General features: G+C 72.0%; 21 protein-coding genes and 1 pseudogene. 10 read left to right on the top strand and 12 right to left on the bottom strand.

The genetic code is table 11. The annotated features are described in order from the left end of the window. Window positions 1-16: 16 nt before the first annotated feature. Both ACSP50_RS26175 and ACSP50_RS26170 read right to left on the bottom strand, forming a co-directional pair. Complete coding sequence (locus ACSP50_RS26175) at window positions 17-673, bottom strand: HAD family phosphatase (protein ID WP_014692308.1); 657 nt, start codon at window positions 671-673, stop codon at window positions 17-19. A 52-nt stretch (window positions 674-725) separates the two neighbouring features. Further along, a complete protein-coding gene (locus ACSP50_RS26170) occupies window positions 726-1,208 on the bottom strand; it encodes a hypothetical protein (RefSeq protein ID WP_043512215.1) in 483 nt (160 codons plus the stop codon). Between the two features lie 309 nt (window positions 1,209-1,517). On the opposite strand from ACSP50_RS26170, the gene ACSP50_RS26165 reads away from it, so the two are divergent. Further along, window positions 1,518-3,002, top strand: coding sequence for a sensor domain-containing diguanylate cyclase (locus ACSP50_RS26165; protein WP_231956718.1), 1,485 nt, complete (start codon window positions 1,518-1,520; stop codon window positions 3,000-3,002). Window positions 3,003-3,124: 122 nt separating this feature from the next. On the opposite strand, the gene ACSP50_RS26160 is transcribed toward ACSP50_RS26165, so the two are convergent. Continuing rightward, window positions 3,125-3,985: a hypothetical protein gene (locus ACSP50_RS26160; protein WP_014692305.1), complete on the bottom strand. Its 861-nt coding sequence runs from the start codon at window positions 3,983-3,985 to the stop codon at window positions 3,125-3,127. After that, window positions 3,982-4,722, bottom strand: coding sequence for an RNA polymerase sigma factor (locus ACSP50_RS26155; RefSeq protein ID WP_014692304.1), 741 nt, complete (start codon window positions 4,720-4,722; stop codon window positions 3,982-3,984). Before ACSP50_RS26155 ends, ACSP50_RS26160 begins: the two co-directional genes overlap by 4 nt. Window positions 4,723-4,930: 208 nt before the next feature. Here ACSP50_RS26155 and ACSP50_RS26150 point away from each other — a divergent pair, with 208 nt between their 5' ends. Both ACSP50_RS26150 and ACSP50_RS43140 read left to right on the top strand, forming a co-directional pair. Then, complete coding sequence (locus tag ACSP50_RS26150; RefSeq protein WP_014692303.1) at window positions 4,931-6,706, top strand: glycoside hydrolase family 6 protein; 1,776 nt, start codon at window positions 4,931-4,933, stop codon at window positions 6,704-6,706. A 31-nt stretch (window positions 6,707-6,737) separates the two neighbouring features. Next, window positions 6,738-7,322: pseudogene (locus ACSP50_RS43140) on the top strand (PP2C family serine/threonine-protein phosphatase); the annotation flags it as partial. A 324-nt stretch (window positions 7,323-7,646) separates the two neighbouring features. Here the strand turns inward: ACSP50_RS43140 and ACSP50_RS26140 are convergent. Beyond that, window positions 7,647-8,351 carry a DUF3455 domain-containing protein gene (locus ACSP50_RS26140; RefSeq protein WP_014692302.1) on the bottom strand — a complete coding sequence of 235 codons (705 nt, stop codon included), beginning with the start codon at window positions 8,349-8,351 and terminating at the stop codon, window positions 7,647-7,649. A 97-nt stretch (window positions 8,352-8,448) separates the two neighbouring features. After that, complete coding sequence (locus tag ACSP50_RS26135) at window positions 8,449-9,246, bottom strand: hypothetical protein (RefSeq protein ID WP_014692301.1); 798 nt, start codon at window positions 9,244-9,246, stop codon at window positions 8,449-8,451. 354 nt (window positions 9,247-9,600) lie between these two features. Between ACSP50_RS26135 and ACSP50_RS26130 the strand changes: the two genes are divergently transcribed. The 3 genes from ACSP50_RS26130 to ACSP50_RS26120 all read left to right on the top strand — a co-directional run bounded on the left by ACSP50_RS26130 (window position 9,601) and on the right by ACSP50_RS26120 (window position 13,381). After that, entirely contained in the window at window positions 9,601-11,307 is a 1,707-nt protein-coding gene (locus tag ACSP50_RS26130) for a Eukaryotic translation initiation factor 3 subunit A (RefSeq protein WP_014692300.1), read from the top strand. Further along, window positions 11,304-12,782: an NADH-quinone oxidoreductase subunit NuoF family protein gene (locus ACSP50_RS26125; protein WP_014692299.1), complete on the top strand. Its 1,479-nt coding sequence runs from the start codon at window positions 11,304-11,306 to the stop codon at window positions 12,780-12,782. Before ACSP50_RS26130 ends, ACSP50_RS26125 begins: the two co-directional genes overlap by 4 nt. Window positions 12,783-12,847: 65 nt before the next feature. Beyond that, window positions 12,848-13,381 carry a redoxin family protein gene (locus ACSP50_RS26120; RefSeq protein ID WP_014692298.1) on the top strand — a complete coding sequence of 178 codons (534 nt, stop codon included), beginning with the start codon at window positions 12,848-12,850 and terminating at the stop codon, window positions 13,379-13,381. Between the two features lie 10 nt (window positions 13,382-13,391). On the opposite strand, the gene ACSP50_RS26115 is transcribed toward ACSP50_RS26120, so the two are convergent. Together ACSP50_RS26115 and ACSP50_RS26110 are read right to left on the bottom strand one after the other, a co-directional pair. Continuing rightward, the gene (locus ACSP50_RS26115; RefSeq protein WP_014692297.1) at window positions 13,392-13,658 is read right to left on the bottom strand and encodes a hypothetical protein; all 267 of its coding nucleotides are present in this window, start codon (window positions 13,656-13,658) and stop codon (window positions 13,392-13,394) included. A gap of 4 nt (window positions 13,659-13,662) precedes the next feature. Continuing rightward, a complete protein-coding gene (locus tag ACSP50_RS26110) occupies window positions 13,663-13,911 on the bottom strand; it encodes a PspC domain-containing protein (RefSeq protein WP_014692296.1) in 249 nt (82 codons plus the stop codon). Window positions 13,912-14,105: 194 nt separating this feature from the next. Here ACSP50_RS26110 and ACSP50_RS26105 point away from each other — a divergent pair, with 194 nt between their 5' ends. Then, a complete protein-coding gene (locus tag ACSP50_RS26105) occupies window positions 14,106-15,899 on the top strand; it encodes a serine/threonine-protein kinase (protein WP_014692295.1) in 1,794 nt (597 codons plus the stop codon). 159 nt (window positions 15,900-16,058) lie between these two features. On the opposite strand, the gene ACSP50_RS26100 is transcribed toward ACSP50_RS26105, so the two are convergent. After that, the gene (locus ACSP50_RS26100) at window positions 16,059-18,509 is read right to left on the bottom strand and encodes a Tex family protein (RefSeq protein WP_043512206.1); all 2,451 of its coding nucleotides are present in this window, start codon (window positions 18,507-18,509) and stop codon (window positions 16,059-16,061) included. A gap of 235 nt (window positions 18,510-18,744) precedes the next feature. Between ACSP50_RS26100 and ACSP50_RS26095 the strand changes: the two genes are divergently transcribed. The 3 genes from ACSP50_RS26095 (at window position 18,745) to ACSP50_RS26085 (ending at window position 20,681) form a co-directional block, all read left to right on the top strand. Then, entirely contained in the window at window positions 18,745-19,464 is a 720-nt protein-coding gene (locus tag ACSP50_RS26095) for a PP2C family serine/threonine-protein phosphatase (protein WP_014692293.1), read from the top strand. Between the two features lie 196 nt (window positions 19,465-19,660). After that, the gene (locus ACSP50_RS26090; protein WP_014692292.1) at window positions 19,661-20,215 is read left to right on the top strand and encodes a GNAT family N-acetyltransferase; all 555 of its coding nucleotides are present in this window, start codon (window positions 19,661-19,663) and stop codon (window positions 20,213-20,215) included. A gap of 13 nt (window positions 20,216-20,228) precedes the next feature. Then, window positions 20,229-20,681 (top strand): DUF4240 domain-containing protein, encoded by a 453-nt coding sequence (locus ACSP50_RS26085; protein WP_014692291.1) that lies wholly within the window; start codon window positions 20,229-20,231, stop codon window positions 20,679-20,681. A gap of 49 nt (window positions 20,682-20,730) precedes the next feature. On the opposite strand, the gene glgB is transcribed toward ACSP50_RS26085, so the two are convergent. From glgB to treS, 3 genes are all read right to left on the bottom strand, one after another. Then, window positions 20,731-22,836, bottom strand: a complete 2,106-nt coding sequence (glgB, locus tag ACSP50_RS26080) for a 1,4-alpha-glucan branching protein GlgB (RefSeq protein WP_043515435.1) — start codon at window positions 22,834-22,836, stop codon at window positions 20,731-20,733. Window positions 22,837-22,907: 71 nt separating this feature from the next. After that, the gene (locus tag ACSP50_RS26075) at window positions 22,908-24,221 is read right to left on the bottom strand and encodes a maltokinase (protein ID WP_014692289.1); all 1,314 of its coding nucleotides are present in this window, start codon (window positions 24,219-24,221) and stop codon (window positions 22,908-22,910) included. Further along, entirely contained in the window at window positions 24,218-25,975 is a 1,758-nt protein-coding gene (treS, locus tag ACSP50_RS26070) for a maltose alpha-D-glucosyltransferase (protein ID WP_043512203.1), read from the bottom strand. The genes ACSP50_RS26075 and treS overlap by 4 nt, the downstream gene beginning before the upstream one ends. Window positions 25,976-25,984 lie beyond the last annotated feature (9 nt).

The following is a 25,984-nucleotide window of genomic DNA, read 5'->3' as shown; positions in this document are numbered from 1 at the left end:
GACCGCCGGCGACCGCCTACGCCAGACGGGCGAGGACCTCGCTGAGGATGGTCGTGGCGGCGCTGGGGAGCAGGGTGTCGGCATGCCGGTAGCGGGCATGCGGGGTGTGCGGGTTGGGGATGGCGACGCAGCGCAGGCCGGCGGCCCGGGCGGCGGTGACGCCGTGCGGGGAGTCCTCGAAGGCGACGGCCCGGTCCGCGGTGAGGCCGAGACGGTGCAGGGCCAGGTGGTAGACGGCCGGGTCGGGTTTGTCGGCCGGGACCTCGTCACCGCAGGCCAGGACCTCGAAGCGGGGGAGGTCACCGGTGCGGGCCAGGTTGGTGCGGACCCAGGCGCCGGCGGAGCTGCTGGCGACGGCGAGGCGCAGGCCGCGGCGTTCGGCTTCGGCGAGCCAGGCGGAGATGCCGGTGGCCAGGCCGAGCGCGGCGTGCGCCCGCTCGCGGTACGCGGTGCGGCGGGCATGGCTGGCCGACCGGTCGAAACCCGGCCCGACCGCCGCGGCGAGGGCGGCGTAGCGGATCTCGCTGGTGTCGCCGCCGTGGTCGGCGAAGAATCCGGACTCGTCGAGCCGCAGGCCGTGCTGCCGCCACTCCCATCGCCAGCTGTCCAGCAGGGTGGTCTCGGTGTCCATCAGCAGACCGTCGAAATCAAAGATCAGCGCCTCGATCGCCACCCGTCGGATTATGCCCAGCGCCCGCGCGGCGGCGGGAGACGGGTGCTGCGGGTCAGCGGGGGCGGAGCAGGCGGCGCGGGGTGCAGTGGGTGGCGGCGACCGTGTGGCACCAGGTGGTGACGGCGGTGGCGTCCGGGAAGTCGCCGACGGCCAGGGTGAGCCAGCGGCCGGGGGCGCCGCGTGGATGGTCCAGGTCGGCGGTGTGCAGCAGGATCACCGGGTGGTCACTGCTGGCCAGGGTGCGGCGCAGACGCTGGTGCTCGGCCAGGACCACGGCCGGGTCGCCGGTGGTGGCGGCCAGTTCGGCGGCGAACTGGCCGGACAGGGTCAGCGTGGCCAGGTCGTCGCGGCGGGTGAAGTCGAGCTCGGCGCGGGGGTCGGCGGAGGCCGGCCAGGACTCCGGGCGGGGGCCGAAACCGGCGTGCGGCTGGGCGGCGGGGGTCAGCGCCGGGGGCGCGCTGTGACGATCGAACGCGGACAGGACGATGGCGGCGACCGCGGCCGAGGCGAACAGGGTGACGGCGGTGGCGGTCACGGCTGGGTGGCGCACGTGCACGGGGCCCTCCGGGTGTCCGGCGCGCGGGACTTCTCGACGCTAACCGCCCAGAGCATCGATTTCCAGGGCATACCTCCGGTTCAGCCGGACGGGTCGGCGGCGCACGGCGCGGGGCCGGCGGGGACGGTGGGGCGGGGAGGGCCCGGTGGGATGCCCCGCAGGGCCGGGTACCGGATCGCAACTCAACTGCGACCGGGTGGCGGGCGCCGGCGGCTCAAGCCGGGGGCGGTTGTGCCGACCAGTGGGACCATGAGCGTGGGCAGCGGATTGCACACAGCCGGTCCTCTGGTGGAGGCTCCCGGCGGCACGGGCGCGGAACCCGATCGGCAGGTGCTCCTGCTGGCCGAACTTGTCGGCTTCATGACCAAGGACACCCCGTCGGTCCAGCACGTACTGGACCTGATGACCCCGCACCTGTGCGAGGTGGCCGGGTTGACCGCGGCAACGGTGTTCGAGCTGGATTCGGAGAGTGGCCTGATGGCCGCGACCGCCCAGTTCGGCGAGCCGGGGCGGCGCGACCAGATGGTCGCCGGCAAGGTGTTCCGGGCGGCGGCCGGTGGGCCGCCGGTGGTCAGTGGTCAGCAGATGGCGATCCGGCTGCGGATCGGCGGCCAGACCGTCGGGGTGCTGCTGCTGACCGGCGAGAGGCTCGCCGAGCTGCGGCCGGACACCATCTCGACGATCGCGCTGCATTTCGCGACCACCCTGCAGGGGCTGTTCGCGGAGAAGGCGCGGCAGTTCGTGGCGCACACCAGCACCACGATCCAGGAGCTGTTCGAGAAGGGCATGACCGCGGGCAGCGTGGAAGAGGCGGCCGAGCTGCTCACCCACTCGTGCGCGACCGCGTTCCGGACCGAGCACGCCGGGCTCCACCTGATCGACAGCGACGGGCGGATCCGGTACGTCTACGGGGTGGGCTGCCCCGACGAGCGGCTGGAGCAGTTGCGCCTGAACCTGGTCGGCAAGTCCGCGATCGAGTCGCCGGTCTGGCGCAGCACGGTCGAGTCGGGGGAGCCGGTGCTGATCAACAACGCCTCGACGGCCAAGGTGCGGCCGGGCGGGATGACCGAGACCCTCGGGCTCGGGTCGTTCATCGCGATGCCGTTGATGACCGGTTTCGGAGCGGTCGGCATGGTGCTGTGCGGCGACTCGTCCGGCGCCCGGGAGTGGAGCGGGCGGGACCGGATCCTGGCCCAGCAGCTCTCCGCCGAGGGTGCACTGATCATGGACAGTGCCCGGATGCGGCAGGCGAACCGATTGCACGTCGAGGAGCTGACCCGGCAGGCGTTCCACGACTCGCTGACCGGGCTGCCGAACCGCAAGCACCTGCTGGACCGGGGCGACGAGGCGATCGAGATCGCCATGTGCACCGGCACCCGGCTGGCCCTGCTGCTGCTCGACCTCAACGGGTTCAAGCAGGTCAACGACACGATCGGGCACCACGCCGGCGACGTGCTGCTGCAGCTGGTGGCCAAGCGGCTGGACGGCCTGATCCGCAAGCCGGACCTGGTGGCCCGGCTCGGCGGCGACGAGTTCTCGGTGCTGGTCACCGGGAACCCGGACGACCAGGCGGCGGTCCGGGTCGGCGAGCGGATCTGCGAGCGGCTGCGCGAGCCGTTCGAGATCGACGGCAAGCCGGTGCAGATCGGGGCGAGCATCGGGGTGGCGCTGTTCCCGCGGCACGCGACCAACATCGGCGATCTGATGAAGGACGCCGACGCCAGTATGTACCTGGCCAAGCGCAGCGGCGGTGGAGTGCACCTGACCGCCTGACCGCGGACGACATCGGTGGGGGCGGCCCGGTCCGGGCCGCCCCCCGATGTGTTTCGCGCGGCCCGGACCGGTCCCTCGGCCGGTCGGAAGCGCCACGGCTCCGGACCGGGGTCATGGGTTGTTCAGAAGCCCCAGGGCTCGGCGGGAAGGCAGTTGCCGGGCTTGCCGGGGGGCTGGTCCGAGGGCTGGTAGAGGACCCTGCCGGTGGGATCGGCCCAGCATCGGGTGACGCGATCCGCGGTGGCGGGGAACAGCGGCTCCTCGTGGATCGGCTCGCCGGCCGCGTCGTAGGCGATCAGGCGGGTGCCCGGGCCGAGCACGTCGCCGGTGCCGAGCAGGCCGAAGGCGCCGTTCGCGAGGCTGGCCGGGACCTGGTGCGGCCCGTCGACGGCGACCAGCCGGGCCACCCGGGAGCTGACCCGGCCGACCACGTCCAGCTGGGCGGGGCCGCCGCGATCCGACGAGCCGGACATCAGCACCTCCACCGGGCCGGGCAGCCAGTCCCGCCGGCCGTCCCACGGGCCGCCGGTGAAACCGCCGTCCGCCTCGATGCGGACGCCGAAGACGGGGCGGGCGATCTGGGCCGCGGAGCAGGCCGCGAATCCGCGCTCGTTGACGAATAGGACGGTGGCCTGGCCATGGGTTTCGGCGGCCACCGCGACATCGGCCGATGACACCGCGGGCAGGTCCGCGGGCTCGGGAAGGCGTTCGACGATCTCGGCGCGCTGGGCGACGCAGTGATCGACCACGGCCTCCAGGGTCGACGACAACTCACCGGGGCCGAGGGCGATCGTGGTGGGCAGCGGCTGCGGCCGTACGAAGGCGATCGCGGAGGCGACGGCGATCGTGAGGGACGCCGCGATCGCGAGCCGCAGCGCGCGCCGGTCGCGCTTTTCCGGCGTGTGCAGCAGCGTCGCCCGGATCCGCGCGGCGTGGGCCGGCGGGAGGTCGCGCTCGGCCGGGAGGTCCAGGTCGGTGGTCATCGGTGTCCCTCCGTAAGCGTCTGATGGTTTCCGGTCAGCGTCGCGGCAGGCAAGACGGGCGGCGCGGCGGCAGAGGCAGGCGGCGGAGCGGGAGAGGCGGGCGAGGCAGGCGGCGGAGCGGGAGAGGCGGGCGAGGCAGGCGGCGGAGCGGGAGAGGCGGGCGAGGCAGGCGGCGGAGCGGGAGAAGCGGGCGAGGCAGGCGGCGGAGCGGGAGAGGCGGACGGCGGCGCGGGGGAGAGGGAACGGGTGAGGCGGGAGCGCGCCCGGCTCACCCGGCTGCGGACCGCGGTCTCGGTGATGCCGAGGACCGCGGCGGCTTCCGGGTAACCCACGCCGGACCAGAGGCAGAGGGCGACGGCCTCCCGTTCGGCACGGGGCAGTCCCCGGACCGCGGTCAGGACCTCCCGCATGCGCCGTTCGTCGTCGAGCCGGCCGGCCACGTCGTCGGCGTGATCGCATGCGGTCTCCGGGGCGGGAGAGCTCAGGAGACGGCGGCGCCAGCGACGCACGGTCCGCTGTTCGGTGCGGGCGTGGTTGCCGGCGGTGACCAGCAGCCACGGCAGCGCGGACCCGTCGACCAGCCGGATGTCGGTGCGGCGCTGCCAGGCGGTGAGGAAGGTCTGGGAGGTGATCTCCTCGGCCAGCGACCATGACCCGGTGAGCCGGAAGGCGTGGTTGTAGACGGCACGGGAGTGCCGGTCGAAGAGTTTCCCGATGTCGTCGTCCACGGTCTGCATCGTCACATCCCCCTATGGCCGCCGGCGCCCGGGCTGTTGCAGGACAGCGGTGAACAGCCAGTTGCCCAAGTGTTTCCGGATCATTGCGCTGGGAGCGCTCCCATGTAATGCTGTCCGCGTCGGGCAACGATCCCCACCGATGCGTTGGCCGTCGCTCCCATTGGCGTCGATGAATGACGCCGCCGTAACCCCGTCTCGAGGAGTCCTCATGAGACCCATCTCCACCCGGGCCCGCGCCCTCACGGCAGCCGCCGCCGTGAGTGTCGTGGCCGGCGCCGGCGCGGTCGCGATCGCGTCCGAGGCCAGCGCCGCCGCCGGCTGTCGCGTCGATTATTCGGTGAACCAGTGGAGCACCGGCTTCACCGGCAACGTCACGGTCACCAACCTCGGTGACCCGATCTCCGGCGGCTGGAACCTCACCTGGGACTTCCCCGGCAACCAGACGATCACCCAGGGCTGGAGCGCCACCATCGCCCAGTCCGGCCAGCATGTCACCGCCACCAACCCGTCGTGGGCCACCTCCATCGGCACCAACGGGACGGCGAACTTCGGCTTCAACGCGAACTACTCGGGCACCAACACCGCGCCGGCCGCGTTCAAGCTGAACGGTCTCGCCTGCACCGGGACGGTCCCGAACTCGCCGCCGCCGTCGTCGAGCGGACCGTCGACCGGTCCCTCCACCGGTCCGTCCACCGGACCCTCGACCGGGCCGTCGACGAACCCGGGCACCAAGGTGGACAACCCGTACGCCGGGGTGAAGGGTTACGTCAACCCGGAGTGGAAGGCGAAGGCCGACGCCGAGCCCGGTGGCAGCCGGGTCTCGAACAACCCGACCGCCGTCTGGCTGGACCGGATCGCCGCGATCGCCGGCACCTCGGACAGCAGCTCCAACGGCTCGATGGGTCTGCGGGACCACCTGAACGCCGCGCTCGCCCAAGGCGCCGGCTACATCCAGCTGGTCATCTACGACCTGCCCGGCCGGGACTGCGCCGCGCTCGCCTCCAACGGTGAGCTGGGCCCGGACGACCTGCCGCGGTACAAGAGCGAGTACATCGACCCGATCGCCGCGATCGAGGCCGACGCGAAGTACAAGAACCTGCGGATCATCAACATCGTCGAGATCGACTCGCTGCCGAACCTGGTGACCAACACCTCCGGCCAGGCCGGCGGCACCGCGATGTGCGACACGATGAAGGCCAACGGGGGATACGTCAACGGCATCGGGTACGCGCTGAACAAGCTCGGTGCGATCGGCAACGTCTACAACTACGTGGACGCCGCGCACCACGGCTGGATCGGCTGGGACTCGAACTTCGGCCCGACCGCGGACATCATGCTGAGCGCCGCCAAGGCGTCCGGCAACGTCAACAACGTGACCGGCTTCATCACCGACACGGCGAACTACTCCGCGCTGCGGGAGCCGTTCGTGCAGCCGACCACCACGGTGAACGGCCAGAGCGTCCGGCAGTCGAAGTGGGTCGACTGGAACCAGTACACCGATGAGCTGACGTTCGCCCAGGCGTTCCGGCAGAAGCTGATCTCGATCGGCTTCAACAGCAACATCGGCATGCTGATCGACACCTCGCGCAACGGCTGGGGCGGCTCGGCCCGGCCCACCAGGGCGAGCACCTCGACCGACGTCAACACCTACGTCAACGAGTCGCGCATCGACCGCCGGATCCACGCCGGCAACTGGTGCAACCAGGCCGGCGCCGGCCTGGGTGAGCGGCCCACCGCGGCTCCCGAGCCGGGGATCGACGCCTACGTCTGGGTGAAGCCCCCGGGTGAGTCCGACGGCTCCTCCTCGCTGATCCCGAACGACGAGGGCAAGGGCTTCGACCGGATGTGCGACCCGACCTACACCGGCAACGCCCGCAACGGCAACAGCATGAGCGGTGCCCTGCCGAACGCCCCGATCTCCGGGGCCTGGTTCTCCGCCCAGTTCCAGCAGCTGATGGCCAACGCGTACCCGCCGTTGTCCTGATCTGCCGGTGATCCGGACCCCCGCCCCGATCATGCCCGGGGCGGGGGTCCTACCGTGTCCGACGATGACCGATGAGGTGCAGTGGCGGATCGGCGGGCGGCGGGTGGTCGCGGCCGCCGCCGGCGTGACCGGCCGGCGCTATGACCGGAACTACGACGTCTTCCACCTCGACCCGGACCGGCCGCTGGCCGTCGTCGCCGACGGAATGGGCGCGGGGGAGGGCAGCGCGGCCGCCGGTCGGATCACGGTGCGGACCTTCGTGGCGCTGGCCGGCGATCCGGCCCCGGCCGCGCTGCGGGCCGTCACGGCGCGGGCCCACGAGGGCGTACGCACGCAGGTCCGAACCCGGGACGGGCTGACCGGGTGCACGCTGACCGCCCTGACCGCGGTGGCCGATGACGACGGCGCCGCCGTACGGATCGTGCAGCTCGGTGACTCGCGCGCCTACCGCCTCCGGGACGGCCTGCTCGAACTGCTCACGGTCGACCACACGGTGGCCTGGCTGGGCCTGGTGCACGGGTGGTACGCCGCCTCCGACCCGCGCGCGGAGGCGGACGGATATCGCCTCATCCGTTATGTCGGACATCCGGATCGACCGGAGCCGGACGTGGTGGAGGTCGCGGTGCGCCCCGGGGACCGGCTGCTGCTCTGCACCGACGGGGTGTCGGGCCAGCTCGACTACCCGACTCTGGGCCGGCTGTTGGGCGGCGCTGGCCCGGCCGGGGGGTCGGGCGCGGTCGGCGCAGGCCTGCCCGGGGGGTCGGACGTGGTCGGCGCTGGCCCGGCCGGGGGGTCGGGCGCGGTCGGCGCGGGCCCGGCCGGGGGTCGGGCGCGGTCGGCGCGGGCCCGGCCGGGGCGGTGCGGGCGCTGCTGGAGGCTACGCTCCGGGCCGGCGGCCGGGACAACGCGACGGCGATCGTCCTCGCGATCTACTGACGACCTACTTTTTCACGAAAAATCGGTACACAGCGTGGTACGGGACTGCGATCGGCTGATTGCCCCCGCAGGACTTCGTCGGCGCCACGCCACCCTGGGTGGCGATCCGCTGAATGTAGGTGACCTCCCCGAACAGCCCGCCGCCCCGGTTCCCGGTGGCCCGATACAGCACCTGCGGCACGTCACCCGCCCCGGCGCCCGGCGCGCTGACCGGGTCGGCGCCCGCCACCGTCGAGCCGTCCTGGTCGGAGACCCACGCCGGCCCGCGGAAGTGCACCGCGGTGACCTTCCGGACCGGGTTCACGGTGGCCCCGTTGAGCGACGCGGCCGCTTCGAGCAGCTGCCACATGCTGCGCCTGCATTCGTAGATCTGCACACCGCGGGCTTTGAGGACAGCGTGCAGGACATTCCCGGCCGGCGGCTGCAGCGCCGTCGGGACCGGGGGCTCACCGCCGAGGAAGCCCTCCTCCCGGGTGGTGGCCGACCGGTCGGCGACCGCGGCTCGGCCGGCCATCGCGGGTCGGTCGGCCATCGCGGGTCGGTCGGCCATCGCGGGTCGGTCGGCGACCACGGCTCGGTCGGCGACCACGGCTCGGTCGGCGACCACGGGTCGGTCGGTGCCGGCGAACGACACCCCCGCCGGCAGGCCGACGGAGACGAGGGCGAGCGCGCCGATCCCGGCGGCGATCGTGGCGGTACGGGTGGTCATCGAGCTCTCCCGGGGACGGCGGCACGGTGGATCAGACTAAAGGGACAGTAACCCCAAGAGCCCACATAACCGTGCAATTACCCCAAGATGTGGTGGATCACGGCATCGTGTAGAACCCGGTCGGCAGCGCCTCGTCCCGCCCGCGCGCCTTCCGGGTGCGCGCCCGCAGCCGCAGGATCAGCAGCAACCCGAGGAAGAAGAACACCCCGCCGACGATCAGGCCGGGCCCCAGCAGGTTGCTCTGGTTGGCCGCCGGGCTGAGCGCGGCGGCGTTGTCGCTCCGGGTCGGCTGCACGATCGGCGCGGTGGTGACCACCTCGCTGACGCCGTCGTCGCCGGTCGGCGAGGTGGCGGGGGAGGCGCTGGTCTGCGGCGGGCGCGGGGCCGGCGTGGTGGTCGCCACCGGCCCGGCCACCTCGATCGCCGAACCGGCCGCGGTGAGCCGGGTGTTGCGCTCGTCGAAGGCCTGCACCTCGAACTGCACCCGGCCGCCGTCACGGCCGCCGAAGGCGAGCTGCCAGGTGCCGGTCACCGTCCGGTCCCGGCACAGGATGCCCGGGTCGGGCTGCTGGTCGACGATGGTGGCGGTGTTCCCGGTGACGCTGACCCGGGTGGCGAACTCGCCGCCGTTCTCGATCCGGGTCACCCGGATCTGGTCGAGCGAGACGTCGCCGCCGCGGATCACCATGGTCCAGCGGACCTTGCGGCAGCCCGCCTGGTTCGAGGTGACGACCGCGGTCACCTTCGGGGCGGCGCCGCCGGCCTTGGCGGTGGCGGGCGAGGTCACCTTGAGCGCGAAGCCCGGCACGTCGGCCAGGGCGGGTCCGGCGGCCGTGGCCGCCGCGAGGGTGATGCCGGTCAGTGTGGCCCAGATCAGCGCGGTGTGATGCCGCACGTCGTTCCCCCTCCTCGTGACGTCACCGTCACCTATGAGTTCGCCTGGCCGGGCCGAATGGTTCAGTCGCGGGCCCACTTTTCCCTCAAGAGCCGGCGGGAAACGTCATTTCCGCAGGTCAGACCCCAGATGCGAAAAGTAGCCGGACGATCACCGAAAAGAGTGGCGGAGAAATTTCGCACGCGTTCATCCGAAGCCCCGCCCAGCACGTAATCCGGGGAGGACACGGCCGGGGCGACGCAGGGGAAAGCACGTCGCGGGCGGGTCCGGAACAACTTGAGCACGGGGCGTTCCCCACGAACGCCGGCGTCCCACCGCCCACGGGACGTGACCGTTGCGGAAAACGAGGAGTCAATGGCCCGGTCGAAGAACAAAGAGCGCACCGCCAGTAGGGTGGCGGTCGACATCGGCTCCACCGGCGGTCGGTCCGTGCCCCCGAGCGCGGTGATCCTGCTGGTGGTCTGTGTCCTGGCGGCAATCTGGGCGGTCGCGATGATGACCAAGCCCGGCCGCGTCGGCTACGTGTACTTCTTCATGTACGCGGAGTACTACATGGGGGTTCTGACCCTCGTGTCGCTCTCCATCACCATCATGGTCGGCCTGGTCTCCACCGACCGCCTGGTCCTCTCCATCCGGCAGCGGGTCTTCCTGCAGTCCACCCACCGGACCACCGGCGTGATGGCGATCTCGTCCCTGGCGTTCCACCTGTGGACGAAGACCGTCGAGGGGCACATCCGTGTCATCGACATCTTTATCCCGTTCATCGCCCAGGGAAACAACCTGTTCTACATCGGGCTGGGACAGATCTCCGGATACATCCTGGTTCTGGTCACCTGGAGCGGCCTGATCCGGGCCCGGTTCATCGGCCGCGGCAAGCCGTGGATGTGGCGGGCGATCCACTCGATCTCCTACCTGATGTGGCCGATCGCCCTGGTCCACGGTCTGAGCGCGGGCCGTGCCGCGAAGACCTGGGTGATCGTCAGCTACGTGATCTGCGTGCTGCTGGTGCTGATCGGCCTGGCCGTGCGGCTCTCGGTCAGCCTGAACCGGCGCAAGGACTTCGCCTCGGCCGCCGGGGTCGGCGCGGCCAAGCCGTCCGGGAACGTGGTGCCCACCTCCGGTGGCGGCGCCCGCGGCCGGTTCGGCGGGGGCCGGTCGGCCCGCGAGCAGACCACCGACCTGCTGGCGCCCGCCGAAACCCCGGCGGTGAGCAGCTGGATCCCGGCCGCGCCCGCGGCGCCGCCGGCCGCCCCGCCGGTCGCGCCGGTGAGCCCGGCCCTGGCCCCGATCTCCCCGGCCCCGTTCGCCGGCGGCCGGGAGCTGGAGGGCCCCGCCCCCCGTCAGCGCCGGCCCGAAGACGACCGGTACGACGAGCCCACCCGGGCGATGCCGCGCCGCGAGTTCGAGGACGACCGGTACGAGGAGCCGGCCCTGCGCGGACGCCGCCGGGACGACGACTACTACGACGAGGAGCCCCGGCCGCGGGGCCGGCGCTACGCCGACGACGAGGTGGAAGAGGAGCCGCGCGGCCGCCGGGCGGCGCGGACCTCGATGGACGACACCAGCACCCGGCTGCGCCGCGACGAGATGACCGAGACCGGCACCCGGCTGCGGATCGAGGACACCGGCACCGGGCTGCGCCGGGACGAGATGACCGAGACCGGCACCCGGCTGCGCCGCGACGAGATGACCGAGACCGGCACCCGGATGCGCCGCTACGCCGACGACGACGCCTACTACGACGAGCCGGCCCGCGGCCGTCGCCGGGCCGACGCCGAGCCCCGCTACGAGGACGTCCCCCGCCAGCGCGCCCCGCGCTACGAGGAGGACGACGAGCCGCGCGGCGGCCGCCGCCGCGCCGACGACGGCCGGCACAGCCGCAGCGAGTTCGTCGACCTGGCCGACGACCGGTACGCCGATGACGACAGCCTGGTCGACACGTCCGCCCGCCGTGCCCGCCGGCCCTCCGCCGACGTGCTCCGCGGCAACCCGGCCGGCCGCGGCCGGGCCCGGGACGACGACGACTCGTACTTCTCGCAGCTGCGCGGTGACGTCAATTGAGCACGGCACAGGTTCCCCCGGTCACCTCGATCGGCATCCCGCGGATCACCGCGGGCTACGACGAGTACGGCCGCCTCGACCTGCAGGCGCACCAGGAGGTGCACGGCGGGTTTGCGGCGCTGTCGTCCGGTGAGCTGATCGGCCTCACCGACCGCATCGAGCTGCGTGGGCGCGGCGGGGCGGGTTTCCCGTTCGCCCGCAAGGTGCGCGCGGTCATCGACTCCTGCAAGCGCCAGGACCTGCCCCCGGTGATCGTGGTGAACGCCACCGAGGGTGAGCCCCCGTCCTGGAAGGACAAGGCGATCCTGACCCGGTCGCCGCACCTGATCCTGGACGGCGCGGCGCTGGCCGCGGCCGCCCTGGACGCCGAGGAGATCGTGATCGGCATCGCCGATGACGGCATCGGGCAGAATTCGCTGGCCGCCGCCCTGGCCGAGCGGAAGATGCCGTGCCCGACCCGGCTCGTCACGGTCCCGCACCGGTTCATCTCCGGCGAGGGCGGCGCGCTGGTCCGCGGGATCAACGGCGAGGCGCACATCCCGCCCGGCCGCAAGGTCCGCTCCAGCGACAACGGCGTGATGGGGCTGCCCACCCTGCTCTCCAACGCCGAGACGTACTCGCAGCTGGCGATCGCGGCCCGGCTCGGCCCGTGGGAGTACAACTCGGTCGGCATCCCGGAGGAGCCGGGCACGGTGATGCTCACCGTCGGCGGTTCGGCCACCAACCCGGCCGTCGTCGAGGCGCCCAGCGGCACCCCGCTGATGGACGTGCTCACCATGTGCGGCGCGGACATCGGCCCCGGCCTGCTGGTCGGCGGCTACCACGGCAAGTGGATCAGCGCCGAGCAGGCGCAGACGGTGACCATCTCGCGCAAGGGCTTCGCCAAGGTCGGGGGCACGCTCGGCGCCGGCATGCTGATCCCGATCGGCTCGAAGACCTGCGCGCTGGGCGAGGTCGCCCAGGTCGTGCAGTATCTGGCCGGCGAGTCCGCCGGCCAGTGCGGCCCGTGCCGGCTCGGTCTGCCCGACCTGGCCCGCGCGGTCACCCTGGTGTCACTCGGCGGTTCCGCGCTGGAGCAGGTCCGGCAGGCGGCCGGCCTGGTGAAGGGCCGGGGTGCGTGCAGCCACCCGGACGGCACGTCCCGGTTCGCGCTGTCCGCGCTCGAGGTGTTCCAGAAGGACGTGGAGGCGCACGCCAACGGCGAGGGCTGCGGCAAGCAGGTCCGCGGCATCCTCCCGCTGCCGTACACGGCCGAGAAGGGCGCCCGGAAGCTGGCCCTGGACTGGTCCCGCTGTGACGGGCACGGCCTGTGCTCGGCGGTCGCCCCGGAGATCATCCGGCTGGACCACAACGGCTTCCCGGCGTTTCCGCAGACGCCGCTGCCGCCGTGGCTGGAGGACGGCGCCCGTAAGGCGGTCAACGTCTGCCCGGCGCTGGCCCTGCGTCTGATCGACCCGGCCACCGCGGCGCATTGATCCACCCGCTCGCCGGCGGTCCGTCCCGGACCGCCGGCCCGCACCCTTCGAAGGGACCGAGGCCGATGAGCACCCGGCGTGCCCTGCTGACGCTTCCGTTCGCGATGCTGGCCGCCGGCTGCGCCGCGGCGCCGGAGGCGGCGACCCCGGCGGCCGCGGCCGGTCGAGGGTCCGGGTCAGCCGCGGCCCCGGCCGTCCCCGACACACTGCGATTCAGCGGTACGACGCTGGACGGCACGAAGTTCGACGCCGCCCAGTTGGCGGGCCGGCCCGCCGTCCTGTGGTTCTGGGCGCCGTGGTGCGCCACCTGTGCCAGCGAGGCCCAGTCCGTCGCCGACTTCCACGACGAGTACGCCGGGCGTCTCACCTTCCTCGGCATCGCCGGTCTGGGCACCGCGAAGGCCATGCGCCAGTTCGTCGCCGACCTGGACGTCGGCAAGGTCACCCACCTGAACGACCCGTCCGGCACGATCTGGTCGAAGTTCGGCATCGCCCAGCAGAGCACCTACGTCCTGCTGGACGCCGCCGGAAAGATCGTCACCCGGGGTTACCTCGACGACCTGCAGCTCACCGCCGCCCTCAAGAAGCTGGCCGGCTGAGGAGAGCCGGTCAGCCGACCTCGATCAGGTGGGTGCGGCCGGCCGCGTCCCGCTCCACCCGCACCCGGGTGACCAGACCGGGCGCGAGCCGCACCGGCAGCGCCGGCCCGCCGCCCGCCTGGATCGAGTGCGACCCGGGCGGGAGGGCCAGCGTGAGCCGTTTCCCGGCCCGGACCCGCCCTTTCGCCGCGCCGTCCACGGTGATCGGGACGGCGCGGGCGAGGGTGGCCAGTGAGCGGGACGGCCCCTCGACGACCAGGGTGGCGACGACGGTCACCGGGTCACCAGGTGGTCGGCGGGGTGTGCGGGCTGTAGACGGTCTCCTCGGCCGGCATCAGCACCCAGAGGACCGGGTAGATCAGGATCTGGCTGCCCGGGATCAGGAACAGGATCAGCACGAACAGCAGGCGGGCGAGCCACGGGTCGAGGCCGAAGCGGCGCCCCAGCCCCGCGCAGACGCCGCCCAGCATGCGGCCGTCCCGCGGGCGGACCAGGCCCTGCCGGGCCATCGTGTCGTGCACGGAGTTCATCACGCCTCCCAAGGCGATTAGGTGATGCCACCAGAGTGCTACCCGGGTACGACACTTTCCATCCGGCACCGCCCGGATCCGACCCTGATCCCCGGCCTCAGGGTCGACCCTCGCGGAACCGGGCACCGGGCCTGCGTGGTGTCGCCCCATGCCGATACAGTGCTGCGGGCGGGAACCTGGGGGGCGCGAGAACGATGGTCGACGACACGGTGCCGGGCGAACGGACGCAACCGTTGCGTCCGCACGATCCGCGCACGCTTGGCGACTACGAGTTGCTCGGCCGTCTCGGCGAGGGCGGCATGGGCACCGTCTACCTGGGCCGCAGGGCGGGCAGTGAGATCCTGGTCGCGGTCAAGGTGGTCCGCCTCGACCTGGCGCACGACGACGAGTTCCGCCGCCGGTTCCGCAGCGAGGTGGAGCGGGCCCGGCAGGTGCCGCCGTTCTGCACCGCCGAGGTGCTCGACGCCGACCCCGACCACGAGCAGCCCTACCTGGTCGTCGAGTTCGTCGACGGGCCCACCCTGGCCGACGTGGTCGAGCGCCGCGGCCCGCTGACCTCGGCCAACCTGCACAGCGTCGCGATCGGGGTGGCCACCGCGCTGACCGCGATCCACGGCGCCGGCGTGATCCACCGCGACCTGAAGCCGCGCAACGTGCTGCTCGCCCCGGGCACCCCCAAGGTGATCGACTTCGGGATCGCCCGGGCCATGTCGGCCACCAGCGGCAACACCCGCCCCGACCAGATGGTCGGCACCGTGGCGTACATGGCGCCCGAGCGGTTCAACACCGACTCCGACACCCCGATGCTCACCCCGGCCGCCGACGTGTTCGCCTGGGGCAGCGTGGTCACCTACGCCGGTACCGGCAAGACCCCGTTCTCCGCCGACTCGCCGACCGCGACCGCCGCCCGCATCCTCACCCAGCCGCCCCGGCTGCACGGTCTCACCGGCCCGCTGCGCGACCTGGTGGCCCACTCGCTGGAGAAGGATCCGGCCAACCGGCCCAGCGCCCGCGAGCTGCTCGACCTGCTGATCTCCGGTGACCGCCCGGCGGCCACCGCGGCCGCCCTGGCCGACCAGCCCGACCTGCGCGCCGCCGCGGTCGAGGCGCAGGCCGTCACCGGGTACGCGTTGCCGTCGGCGACCGTCACGCCGCTGCCCGGTCCGGCCCTGGACATCCCGCCCGGCCTGGTCGGCTACAGCGAGAACTCGATCGTCACGGTGCCGATCGAGCAGACCCGGGACACCACGGGGACCGGCGCGCCGGCCGCCCGCCCGCGCCGCCGGGTGCTGCCGGTCCTGCTCGGGCTGCTGACCGTGCTGGTGATCGCCGGTGGCCTGGCGTTCACCGGGGTGCTGCTGCGCGACCACTTCGCCGGCCGCTCCGACGCGGCGGCCGGCCCGTCGCCGGTCCCCGAGTCCGGGTCGACCGGCGCCGCGCCTCGCTACGCGGACGCGCTGGCCACCGAGGGCCTGTGGCACCCCACCGTGCAGGACGACGAGCAGGCCAGCTGCGCGTTCGCCAAGGCGGCCCTGGTCGCGCGGCGCGAGACCACGGGGACCTACCGGTGCCGTGGGCCGAAGGACGTGCTCACCGACGCCACGGTGGAGGTCGGCGTCCGGCTCGACACCCGGTACAGCTGCGCCGCCGTCTGGTTCCGCTTCGACGACAAGCTCGGCGGCTACCAGCTGCGCGTCTGCGAGAGGGACGTCTATCTCAGCGAGCACCGCGACGATGTGATCACGGCCCCCCGGACGCTGCCGCTGACCCGGCCGATCGCCCTGTACGCCACGCCGGTCCGGATCGGCCTGCGGATCCAGGGCAACGCGGTCGAGATCAGCCAGGACGACACGGTGATCGGCACACTCCCGCTGAAGAACGCCACGCTCACCCACGGCCGCGTGGTGCTCGGCGTCTTCAACGACCCGGCGGCGCCCAAGGCCGGCCCCTACGAGGTCGCGTTCAGCGACGTCAAGATCTGGGGCTGACCACCCTCGCGGGGCCACGCGCGGCGCCGGGCCGGCGCCGCGCACCCCGCTTCGCGGCGACCACGGGGCCGGCGCCGCGCACCCCGCTTCGCGGCGACCACGGTCAGAGCTCACGGCGTACGCCGCAACAAGCCCTGACCGTGACCGGGAAACCGCCGGTCAGTCCTTCGCGAGCCCCGCCCGGCGGAGGGCGTCGGCCATCGCGCTGTTGCCGAAGCCGGTGCCGCCCCCGCCGCCGCGCTGACCGCCCTGGCCACCGCCCTGCCGCGGCTGCCCGCCCCGCTGACCACCCTGGCCGCGCTGACCGCCCTGGCCACCGCCCTGCCCGCGCTGGCCACCACCCTGCCCGCGCTGCCCACCTGGACCGCCGCCCGGCCCGCGCTGTTCGCGCTGTCCGCCGCCGCCCTGACCACCGCGGTCCTCGCGCGGCGGACGGTTCCGGTGGGGCTCGTCGGAGAGCCGCATGGTCAGTGAGATCCGCTTGCGCACCGGGTCGACCTCGAGGACGCGGACCTTGACCACGTCACCGGACTTGACCACCTCGCGCGGGTCCTGCACGAACTTCTCGGACAGCGCCGAGACGTGCACCAGCCCGTCCTGGTGGACGCCGATGTCGACGAACGCGCCGAACGCCGCCACGTTGGTGACCTGGCCCTCCAGGATCATGCCGGGCTTCAGGTCGGCGATCTTCTCGACCCCCTCGGCGAAGGTCGCCGTGGTGAAGGCCGGGCGCGGGTCCCGACCCGGTTTCTCCAGCTCCTTGAGGATGTCGGTGATCGTCGGCAGGCCGACCGTGTCGGTGACGAACTTGTCCGGCCGGATGCCCTTGAGCAGCGGGCTGTTGCCGATCAGCGTCTTGACGTCGGAGCCGGCGTCCGCGGCGATCGTGCGGACCAGCGGGTACGACTCGGGGTGCACGCTGGAGAAGTCCAGCGGGTCCTCGCCGTCCCGGATCCGCAGGAAGCCGGCGCACTGCTCGAACGCCTTCGGGCCGAGCCGCGCCACCTTCTTGATCTCGTTGCGGTTCTTGAACGGGCCGTTCTGGTCGCGGTGCAGCACGATGTTCTCGGCCAGGCCGGCGGTGATCCCGGAGACCCGGGTGAGCAGCGGCGCGGACGCGGTGTTCACGTCGACGCCGACACCGTTCACACAGTCCTCGACCACCGCGTCCAGCGAGCGGGCCAGCTTGACCTCGGAGATGTCGTGCTGGTACTGCCCGACGCCGATCGACTTCGGGTCGATCTTGACAAGCTCGGCGAGCGGGTCCTGCAGGCGGCGGGCGATCGACACCGCCCCGCGCAGCGACACGTCGAGGCCGGGCAGTTCCTGCGACGCGTACGCCGACGCCGAGTAGACCGACGCGCCCGCCTCGGAGACGACGACCTTGGTCAGCTTCGCGTCCGGGTGTCTCCTGATCAGCTCGGTGGCGAGCTTGTCGGTCTCCCGGGAGGCGGTGCCGTTGCCGATCGCGATCAGCTCGACGTTGTGCTTGCTGGCCAGCGCGGCCAGCTTGTGGATCGACTCGTCCCACCTGTTCTGCGGGACGTGCGGATAGATCACGGCGGTGTCGACGCACTTTCCGGTCGCGTCGACCACGGCCACCTTCACCCCGGTGCGGAAGCCCGGGTCCAGGCCCATCGTGGCGCGGGTGCCGGCCGGAGCGGCCAGCAGCAGGTCGCGCAGGTTCGCCGCGAAGACCCGGACGGCCTCGTCCTCGGCCGCCTCGCGCAGCCGGACCCGCAGGTCGGCGCCGAGGTGGATGAGGATCCGGGTGCGCCACGCCCAGCGCACCGTGTCGATCAGCCACTTGTCGCCGGCGCGACCCTGGTTGCTGATCCCGTTGCGCCCGGCGATCCGGCCCTCGAAGTAGCCCTCGTCCTCCTCCGGGTGCGGCTCCATGGTGAGGTCGAGGACCTCCTCCTTCTCGCCGCGCAGCATGGCCAGGATGCGGTGCGAGGGCAGCTTGGCGTACGGCTCGGCGAAGTCGAAGTAGTCGGCGAACTTCGCCCCGTCGGTCTGCTTGCCGTCGCGGACCTTGGCGACCAGCCGGCCCCGGGTCCACATCTGCTCGCGAAGCTCGCCGATCAGGTCGGCGTCCTCGGCGAACCGCTCGATCAGGATGGCCCGGGCGCCGTCCAGGGCGGCCTGCCCGTCGGCGACCCCCTTCTCGGCGTCCACGAAGGCCTCAGCGGCCGCTTTCGGGTCGACGGTGGGGTCACCCAGCAAACCGACCGCCAGGGGCTCCAGGCCGGCCTCACGGGCGATCTGGGCCTTCGTCCGGCGCTTCGGCTTGAACGGGAGGTAGATGTCCTCCAGCCGGGCCTTCGTGTCGGCCTCCAGGATCTGCCGCTCCAGCGCGTCGTCCAGCTTGCCCTGCGAGCGGATCGACTCCAGCACCGCGGCCCGCCGGTCCTCCAGCTCCCGCAGGTAGCCCAGGCGCTCCTCCAGGGTGCGCAGCTGCGCGTCGTCGAGGGTGCCGGTCACCTCCTTGCGGTACCGGGCGATGAACGGGACGGTGGCGCCGCCGTCGAGCAGCTCGACCGCGGCGGTGACCTGCCCTTCGCGGACCCCGAGCTCGGAGGCAATGCGCTGATGGATCGCTGTCGTCACGTCGACGATTGTTACCGAGGCCGCCGCGGCTTGTCGCGCCGCCCCGCACACCCGGCGGTAGATGATCACCCGTAGGGCTTTTCCGACGCGCCCGCGCGATGTCTGGCTCCCGGGTGAACCGCCCGGCCGGGTGCACCGCCACGACCTGCGGAAACGCCCGGGCGATCGGGGTCTTCCGAGCGGAGGTGCACGTTTACTAGAGACAACCCTTCCCGGGCTTTGGCACTCTTGCACCATGACGCTTGCTGTCCGGGCGGTCGCCGCCACTGATCAGGGCCTGGTCCGGTCCAACAACGAAGACTCGGTTTTCGTCGGAAATCGCCTCTTCGTGGTCGCGGACGGCATGGGCGGTTTGCCCGCCGGTGAGCTGGCGAGCGACATCCTGGTGCAGGTGCTCGGCGGGGTCGATCAGAAACCCGACACCGGGGAGCCGCTGCAGGACCTGATCGAGGCGCTGCAGGTCGCCAACAAGCAGATCGAGAAGTCGGTCGCCGAGGACGACGCCCGCGACGGCATGGGCACCACGGTGACCGCGCTGCTGCTCTCCGGCGACCGGCTGGCCGCTCTCAACGTCGGCGACTCCCGCTGCTACCTGCTGCGCGACGGCGACTTCCAGCAGCTCACCCGCGACGACACGTACGTGCAGGCGCTCGTCGACCAGGGCGTGCTCACCCCGGACGACGCCCGCCGCCACCCGCAGCGCGCCCTGGTCACCCAGGCCGTGCAGGGCGGCCCGTTCCGCCCGGCCGGCCGGATGATCCCGGCCCGGGTCGGCGACCGCTACCTGCTGTGCAGCGACGGCCTCTCCGACTACGTCGAGGACGCGGTGATCGCCCAGACCCTGCGGGACAACGCGGACCGCCGCACCTGCGCCGCCGAGCTGGTCAACCGCACCCTGGAGAACGGCGCCCCGGACAACGTCACGGTCATCGTCGCCGACGTCATCGAGGTCTGAGACGCCGCGGCGCGCCTCGCGCGGCTCCCGCTCCGCGCCTTCGGGTGCGGGGCGCGGGACCGCTCGAAGCTCCCCACGGCCCCGGGCGGCGGCGCGCTGCCCGGCCCGTCGCCCGTCCGGTCCGGCACGCATCCGCACCCTCCGCAACCCCTGCCGGCTTCGCGGAACCGACGGCGCCGACGGTATCCTTCTGCGGATGCTGTTGGCGACGGAGCGGTTGATCCTGCGGAGGTTCCGGGCGGCGGACGCGGCGGCGTTCGCGGAGTACCGGTCGGACCCGGACGTGGCGCGGTATCAGTCGTGGGACGCCCCGTTCCCGCTGAACAAGGCCGATGTGGCGGTCCGCAACTTCGCGGCCAGCTCCCCCGACCAGCCCGGCTGGTTCCAGTACGCGATCGAGCACACCTCGGAGCGGGTGCTGATCGGCGACGTCGCGGTCCGCCTGCACGACAACCTGCGGCAGGCGGAGATCGGCTTCACGCTGGCCACCGCGTACCAGAAGATGGGGTATGCCACCGAGGCGGTCAGCGCCGTCCTGGACCGGCTGTTCCGCCTGCAGGGCCTGCACCGGGTGATGGGGGAGTGCGACGCCCGCAACGTCGCCTCGGCCGCCCTGATGGAACGTCTCGGCTTCACCCGCGAGGGCCTGCTGCGGCAGCAGACCTTCATCAAGGGCGAATGGACCGACGACCTGCTGTACGGGATCCTCGCCCCGGAGTGGCTGGCCCGGGAGAGTGTCGTACCCCTGTGATCGGATCGCCGCCATGGACATCGACGGCTTCTGGCGCCTGATCGAGCGCAGCGCCCCCGAGCCCGACCGCGACGCCTGGCTCACCGGCACGCTGCGCAAGCTGGCCCGGGTGCACATCGAGGATTTCGAGATCCTGCTGCAGGAGTGCCGTGACCGGATCGACAACGCCGCCACCTGGGCCGCCGCCTACGTCGTCTACGACGGGCACTGTTCCGGCGACAGTTTCCGGTATTTCCAGTGCTGGCTGATCGGGCAGGGCCGGGCGGCGTTCGAGCGGGTCGCCGCCGCCCCGGACGCGCTGGCGACGCTCCCGGCGATCCAGCGGCTGGCCGGGCGCACCTTCCGGGCGTGGGACGACGACGAGTGGCCGGACCGGGAGGCTCTGGCCGGCGTCGCCGCGGGGGCCTATCCGGACGACTCCCTGGAGGACGTCCTGGCGGAGCGCGGCTTCCGGCGCCGGGAGTAGATCCACGTGCTCCTGGTGAGGGACGGGCCGGGCCCGCCCCTCACCGAGGTCAGTGGTCGAGCTTGAGCCAGAGGGCGCCCAGTGGCGGCACCCGCAGGGCGGCCGAGTGGTCGAAACCGTGCCACGGGATGTCCTCGGCCTCGACCGCGCCCATGTTGCCGACGCCCGAGCCGCCGTACAGCTCGCTGTCGGTGTTGATCGCCTCGGTCCAGCGCCCGGCCCGGGGCAGTCCGATGCGGTAGTTCTCGTGCGGGACGGCGGCGAAGTTGACGATGCACGCCATCGGGTCGCCGTTCGGGGCGAAGCGGAGGAACGAGAACGTGTTGTGCTGCGAGTCGTCGCTGGTGATCCAGCGGAAGCCGGACGCCGAGGTGTCCTGGGTCCAGACCGCGGGAGTCTCCCGGTAGACCCGGTTCAGGTCGGTGATCAGGCCTTTGACGCCGCCGAACTGCGGGTCGTCGAGCAGTCCCCAGTCCAGGCCGCGTTCCTCGCTCCACTCCCGCAGGTCACCCATCTCGGCGCCCATGAACAGCAACTGCTTGCCGGTGAAGGCCCACATGAAGCCGAGCAGGGCCCGGGTGTTGGCGAGCTTCTGCCACAGGTCGCCGGGCATCTTGCCGGTGAGTGAGCCCTTGCCGTGCACCACCTCGTCATGGCTGATCGGCAGGATGTAGTTCTCGCTCCAGGCGTACACGGTGGCGAAGGTCATCTGGTGGTGGTGCCACTGCCGGTGGATCGGCTCCTTCGTCATGTAGGCGAGGGTGTCGTTCATCCAGCCCATGTTCCACTTGAAGCCGAAGCCGAGGCCGCCGAGGTGGGTGGGGCGGGTGACCCCGGGCCACGCGGTGGACTCCTCGGCGATCGTCATCACGCCGGGGTGGTGCTTGTAGACGGTCGCGTTCATCTCCTGCAGGAAGCTGATCGCGTCCAGGTTCTCCCGGCCACCGTACTGGTTGGGGGTCCACTCGCCGTCCTTGCGCGAGTAGTCGAGGTAGAGCATCGAGGCGACCGCGTCGACCCGCAGGCCGTCGGCGTGGAACTCCTCGCACCAGTACAGAGCGTTGGCGACCAGGAAGTTGCGGACCTCCTTGCGGCCGAAGTCGAAGACGTACGTACCCCAGTCGGGGTGTTCGCCGCGCCGCCAGTCGCCGTGCTCGTACAGCGGGGTGCCGTCGAAGCGGGCCAGCGCCCATTCGTCCTTCGGGAAGTGCGCCGGTACCCAGTCCAGGATCACGCCGATCCCGGCCTGGTGCAGCTTGTCGACCAGATGCCGGAATTCGTCGGGATTGCCGAACCGGGAGGTGGGCGCGAAATATCCGGTCACCTGGTAGCCCCAGGAGCCGCCGAACGGGTGCTCCATCACCGGCATCAGCTCGACGTGCGTGAAGCCCGTCTCGACGACGTAGTCGACGAGCTGATCGGCGAGCTCGAGATAGGTGAGCCCGGGCCGCCACGAGCCCAGGTGCACCTCGTAGCAGCTGATCGGCTCCTGATGCCAGGCCTTCGACGCCCGGGAGCGCATCCACGACTCGTCGTGCCACTCGTACGACGACTGGAACACCACCGAGGCGGTCGCCGGAGGCACCTCGGTGTGCTGCGCGAGCGGGTCGGCGTGCTCGCGCCACACCCCGTCCCGTCCGAGGATCTTGTACTTGTACTTGGTGCCGATGTGCGCGTTCGGCACGTACAGCTCCCACACCCCGCTGGAGCCCAGCGACCGCATCGGCCACCCGTCGAACGGCCCCCAGCCGGCGAAGTCGCCGATCACCTGGACACCGCGTGCGCCGGGCGCCCACACCGCGAAGGCGACGCCGGCGCCGCGCGGCTGCGCGCCGAGCACCCGCCACAGCTTCTCGTGCCGACCCTCACCGATCAGGTGCAGGTCGAGTTCGCCCAGGGTGGGCAGGTGCCGGTACGGGTCGTCGCACTGCGTCCCGTCGATGTCGAGCCGGTAGTCGGTGACGGTGCCCGGCAGTTCGGCCGCGAAGATCCCGTCCGGGTGGACCAGGGTCGTCTCGTACCGCTGGTCGTCGTGCAGCACCGCGACGTTCGTCGCACCCTTGCGCAGGGTCCGCACGACGGTGTGCCCGCCGGCCGGGTGCGCGCCGAGGACGGCGTGCGGGTCGTGTGTGTCGCCGGCGATCACGGCGTTCATGGCGCGCTCGTCGGCGGCCAGGCGAGAGGTGGTGTGCCCGATCATCTTCGCTTCCTCTTCGAAATCCGTGGTCAGCCGGCCAGCCGGGCGATGGAGCGGAGGGGGATCCGCAGCCATCCGGGGCGGTGCCGTGCCTCGTATGCGGCCTCGTAGACCGCCTTGTCCAACTCGTAGGCCGCGAGCAGTGCGCCCTCGGCCCGCGGGTCGAGCCCGGCGGCGTGCGCGTACCCGTCGCAGAACGCCGCCCGGTTGCGGTCCACCCACTCGCGGGCGCGGGCCGCCAGGTGCTCGTCGTCCTCCTGGTCGACCAGCAGCTGGTAGGCCGCGTACTCGTAGGAGCGCAGCACCCCGGCCACGTCCCGCAGCGGGGAGTCGGGCAGCCGGCGTTCGTCCAGCGGCTGACCGGGCTCGCCCTCGAAGTCGATCAGCAGCCACGCCTCCGGGGTCCGCAGCACCTGGCCCAGGTGCAGGTCGCCGTGTACCCGCTGGACGGTCACCTGATGCCCGGTGAGTGCCTCGAACTTCGCGGTGATCGCCGGCACGTACTGCTGCAGCTCGGGGACCGCGTTGGCGGCGGTCCGCAGCCGGGCCAGCACCGCGTCCACCGGGAACGGCGACGGCCCGGAGCCGAGCTGCTCGGCCAGGGTCAGGTGGACCGAGGCGACCGCCTCGCCGAGCCGGTACGACTCGCCCTGGAAGTCGCCGCCCACCTCGTCGGCGGCCATCTCGGCGTCGGCGAACAGGTCACGGGCCGACGCGGTCGCCATCGCCCAGCCCTCGGCGGAATTGGCGGCGTACGCGGTGACCATCCCGAGCGAGCACTGCCCCGCGTCGTCGGTCGTCTCGAACGACCCCAGCAGGCGCGCGACGTGCGGGTTCTCCGCCCGGCCGAGCACCCGGTTCAGCTCGATGTCCGGGTTGATCCCGCAGGTGACCCGGCGGAACACCTTGAGGATCGCGTCCTGCTCGAAGATCACGCTGGTGTTGCTCTGCTCGGCGTCGAACACCCGGGGCCACTTGTCCAGCGGCAGCTCGACCCCGGGCTCCTTCTCGAAGGTCAGGTCGGCGACCGGTTCGGAGCGGTCGACCAGCCCCAGCAGGTAGCGCGCGGCGTCCGGGGAGTAGAGCGCGTCGTACGCCACCCGGCCCTGCTCGTCGGTGCCGATGGTGGCCACCGCGCTGTACTCCGGCAGCAGCTCGGCGCCGCGGGCGATGAGCACCTGGTACCGCTCGGAACTGCCGTCGGTGTACGACACGTCGAGCAGGACCAGCTCCAGTTCCTCGCCCAGCGGGGTGCTGGACGCCTCCTTGAGCGAGGCCAGCACCCGGCTGCGTCCCGCGTACCAGCGCTGTTTCGGCAACCACTCGGTATAGGGCAGCGTCATTGCTTCTCCTCCGACCCGCACAACTGGAACCAGTAGAAGCCGTGGCCCGGAAGGGTCAGGAGGTACGGCAGCTGCCCGATCCGCGGGAAGTTCACGTGGCCGGTCAGCTCCACCGGGGTGTACCCGTTCCAGTGCTGCAGGTTCAGCTCGATCGGCTGCGGGAACCGGGACAGGTTGTTGACGCACAGCACCACGTCGTCGCCGAACTCGCGCAGGAACGCCAGCACCGAGGGGTTCGAGCCGCCCAGCTCCCGGAACGTGCCGACGGCGAACGCCTCGTGCCGGCGGCGCACCGCCAGCATGGTCCGGGTCCAGTTCAACAGCGAGGTGGCGCTGTCGCGCTGAGCTTCCACGTTGACCGCCTGGTACCCGTACACCGGGTCCTGGTTGACCGGCAGGTAGAGCCGGCCGGGGGTGGCGGTGGAGAAGCCGGCGTTGCGGTCCGGGGTCCACTGCATCGGGGTGCGCACGCCGTCGCGGTCGCCGAGCCAGATGTTGTCGCCCATCCCGATCTCGTCGCCGTAGTACAGCACCGGCGACCCGGGCAGCGACAGCAGTAGGGCGGTGAACAGCTCGATCTGGTTCCGGTCGTTCTCCAGCAGCGGGGCCAGCCGCCGCCGGATGCCGACGTTCGCCTTCATCCGCGGGTCCTTGGCGTACTCCGCGTACATGTAGTCGCGTTCCTCGTCGGTGACCATCTCGAGGGTCAGCTCGTCGTGGTTACGCAGGAAGATGCCCCACTGACAGTTCTCCGGGATGGCCGGGGTCTGCGCCAGGATCTCCGAGATCGGGAAGCGCGACTCGCGGCGCACCGCCATGAAGATCCGCGGCATCAGCGGGAAGTGGAACGCCATGTGGCACTCGTCGCCACCGGACTTCGCGTCGCCGAAGTACTCCACCACGTCGGCCGGCCACTGGTTCGCCTCGGCCAGCAGCACCCGGCCGGGGAACTCGTCGTCGATCACCTTGCGGCAGTGCTTGAGGAAGGCGTGGGTCTGCGACAGGTTCTCGCAGTTGGTCCCCTCCTCCTCGAACAGGTACGGCACGGCGTCCAGCCGGAACCCGTCGATGCCCAGGTCCAGCCAGAACCGGAGCACGTCGAGCATGGCCTCCTGCACGGCCGGGTTCTCGTAGTTGAGGTCCGGCTGGTGGGAGAAGAACCGGTGCCAGTAGAACTGCCGCCGGACCGGGTCGAACGTCCAGTTCGACTCCTCGGTGTCGACGAAGATGATCCGCGCGTCCTTGTACTTCTCGCTGGTGTCGTTCCAGACGTAGAAGTCGCCGTACGGCCCGTCCGGGTCGTGCCGGGACGCCTGGAACCACGGGTGCGAGTCGGACGTGTGGTTCATGACCAGGTCGGTGATCACCCGGATGCCGCGCTTGTGCGCCGCGTCGAGCAGCGCCACGAAGTCGTCGACCGTGCCGAACTCGGGCAGCACCTTGTAGAAGTCGCGGATGTCGTACCCGCCGTCGCGCAGCGGCGAGTCGTAGAACGGGGGCAGCCAGAGGCAGTCCACGCCGAGCCACTGCAGGTAGTCCAGGCGCTCGATCAGGCCGCGCAGGTCGCCGCCGCCGTCCGAGCCCGAGTCGTAGAACGCCCGGACCAGCACCTCGTAGAAGACCGCGCGTTGAAACCACGTGCGGTCGGCCGGGAGCGCCCGGGCATGGCCGAAGTCGTCCGCGGACGGGTGCTCGACCATCCCGTCCTCGGTGTGACTTCCCTCTGCCGGATCATGCTCGCTCGTCAAGTCCATCGGTGTCCC

The sequence above is a fragment of the Actinoplanes sp. SE50/110 genome (assembly GCF_900119315.1).
Classification (GTDB): domain Bacteria; phylum Actinomycetota; class Actinomycetes; order Mycobacteriales; family Micromonosporaceae; genus Actinoplanes.
The sequence above is the reverse complement of the archived record's forward strand: the minus strand, read 5'-3'. Positions and strand labels throughout refer to the sequence as shown.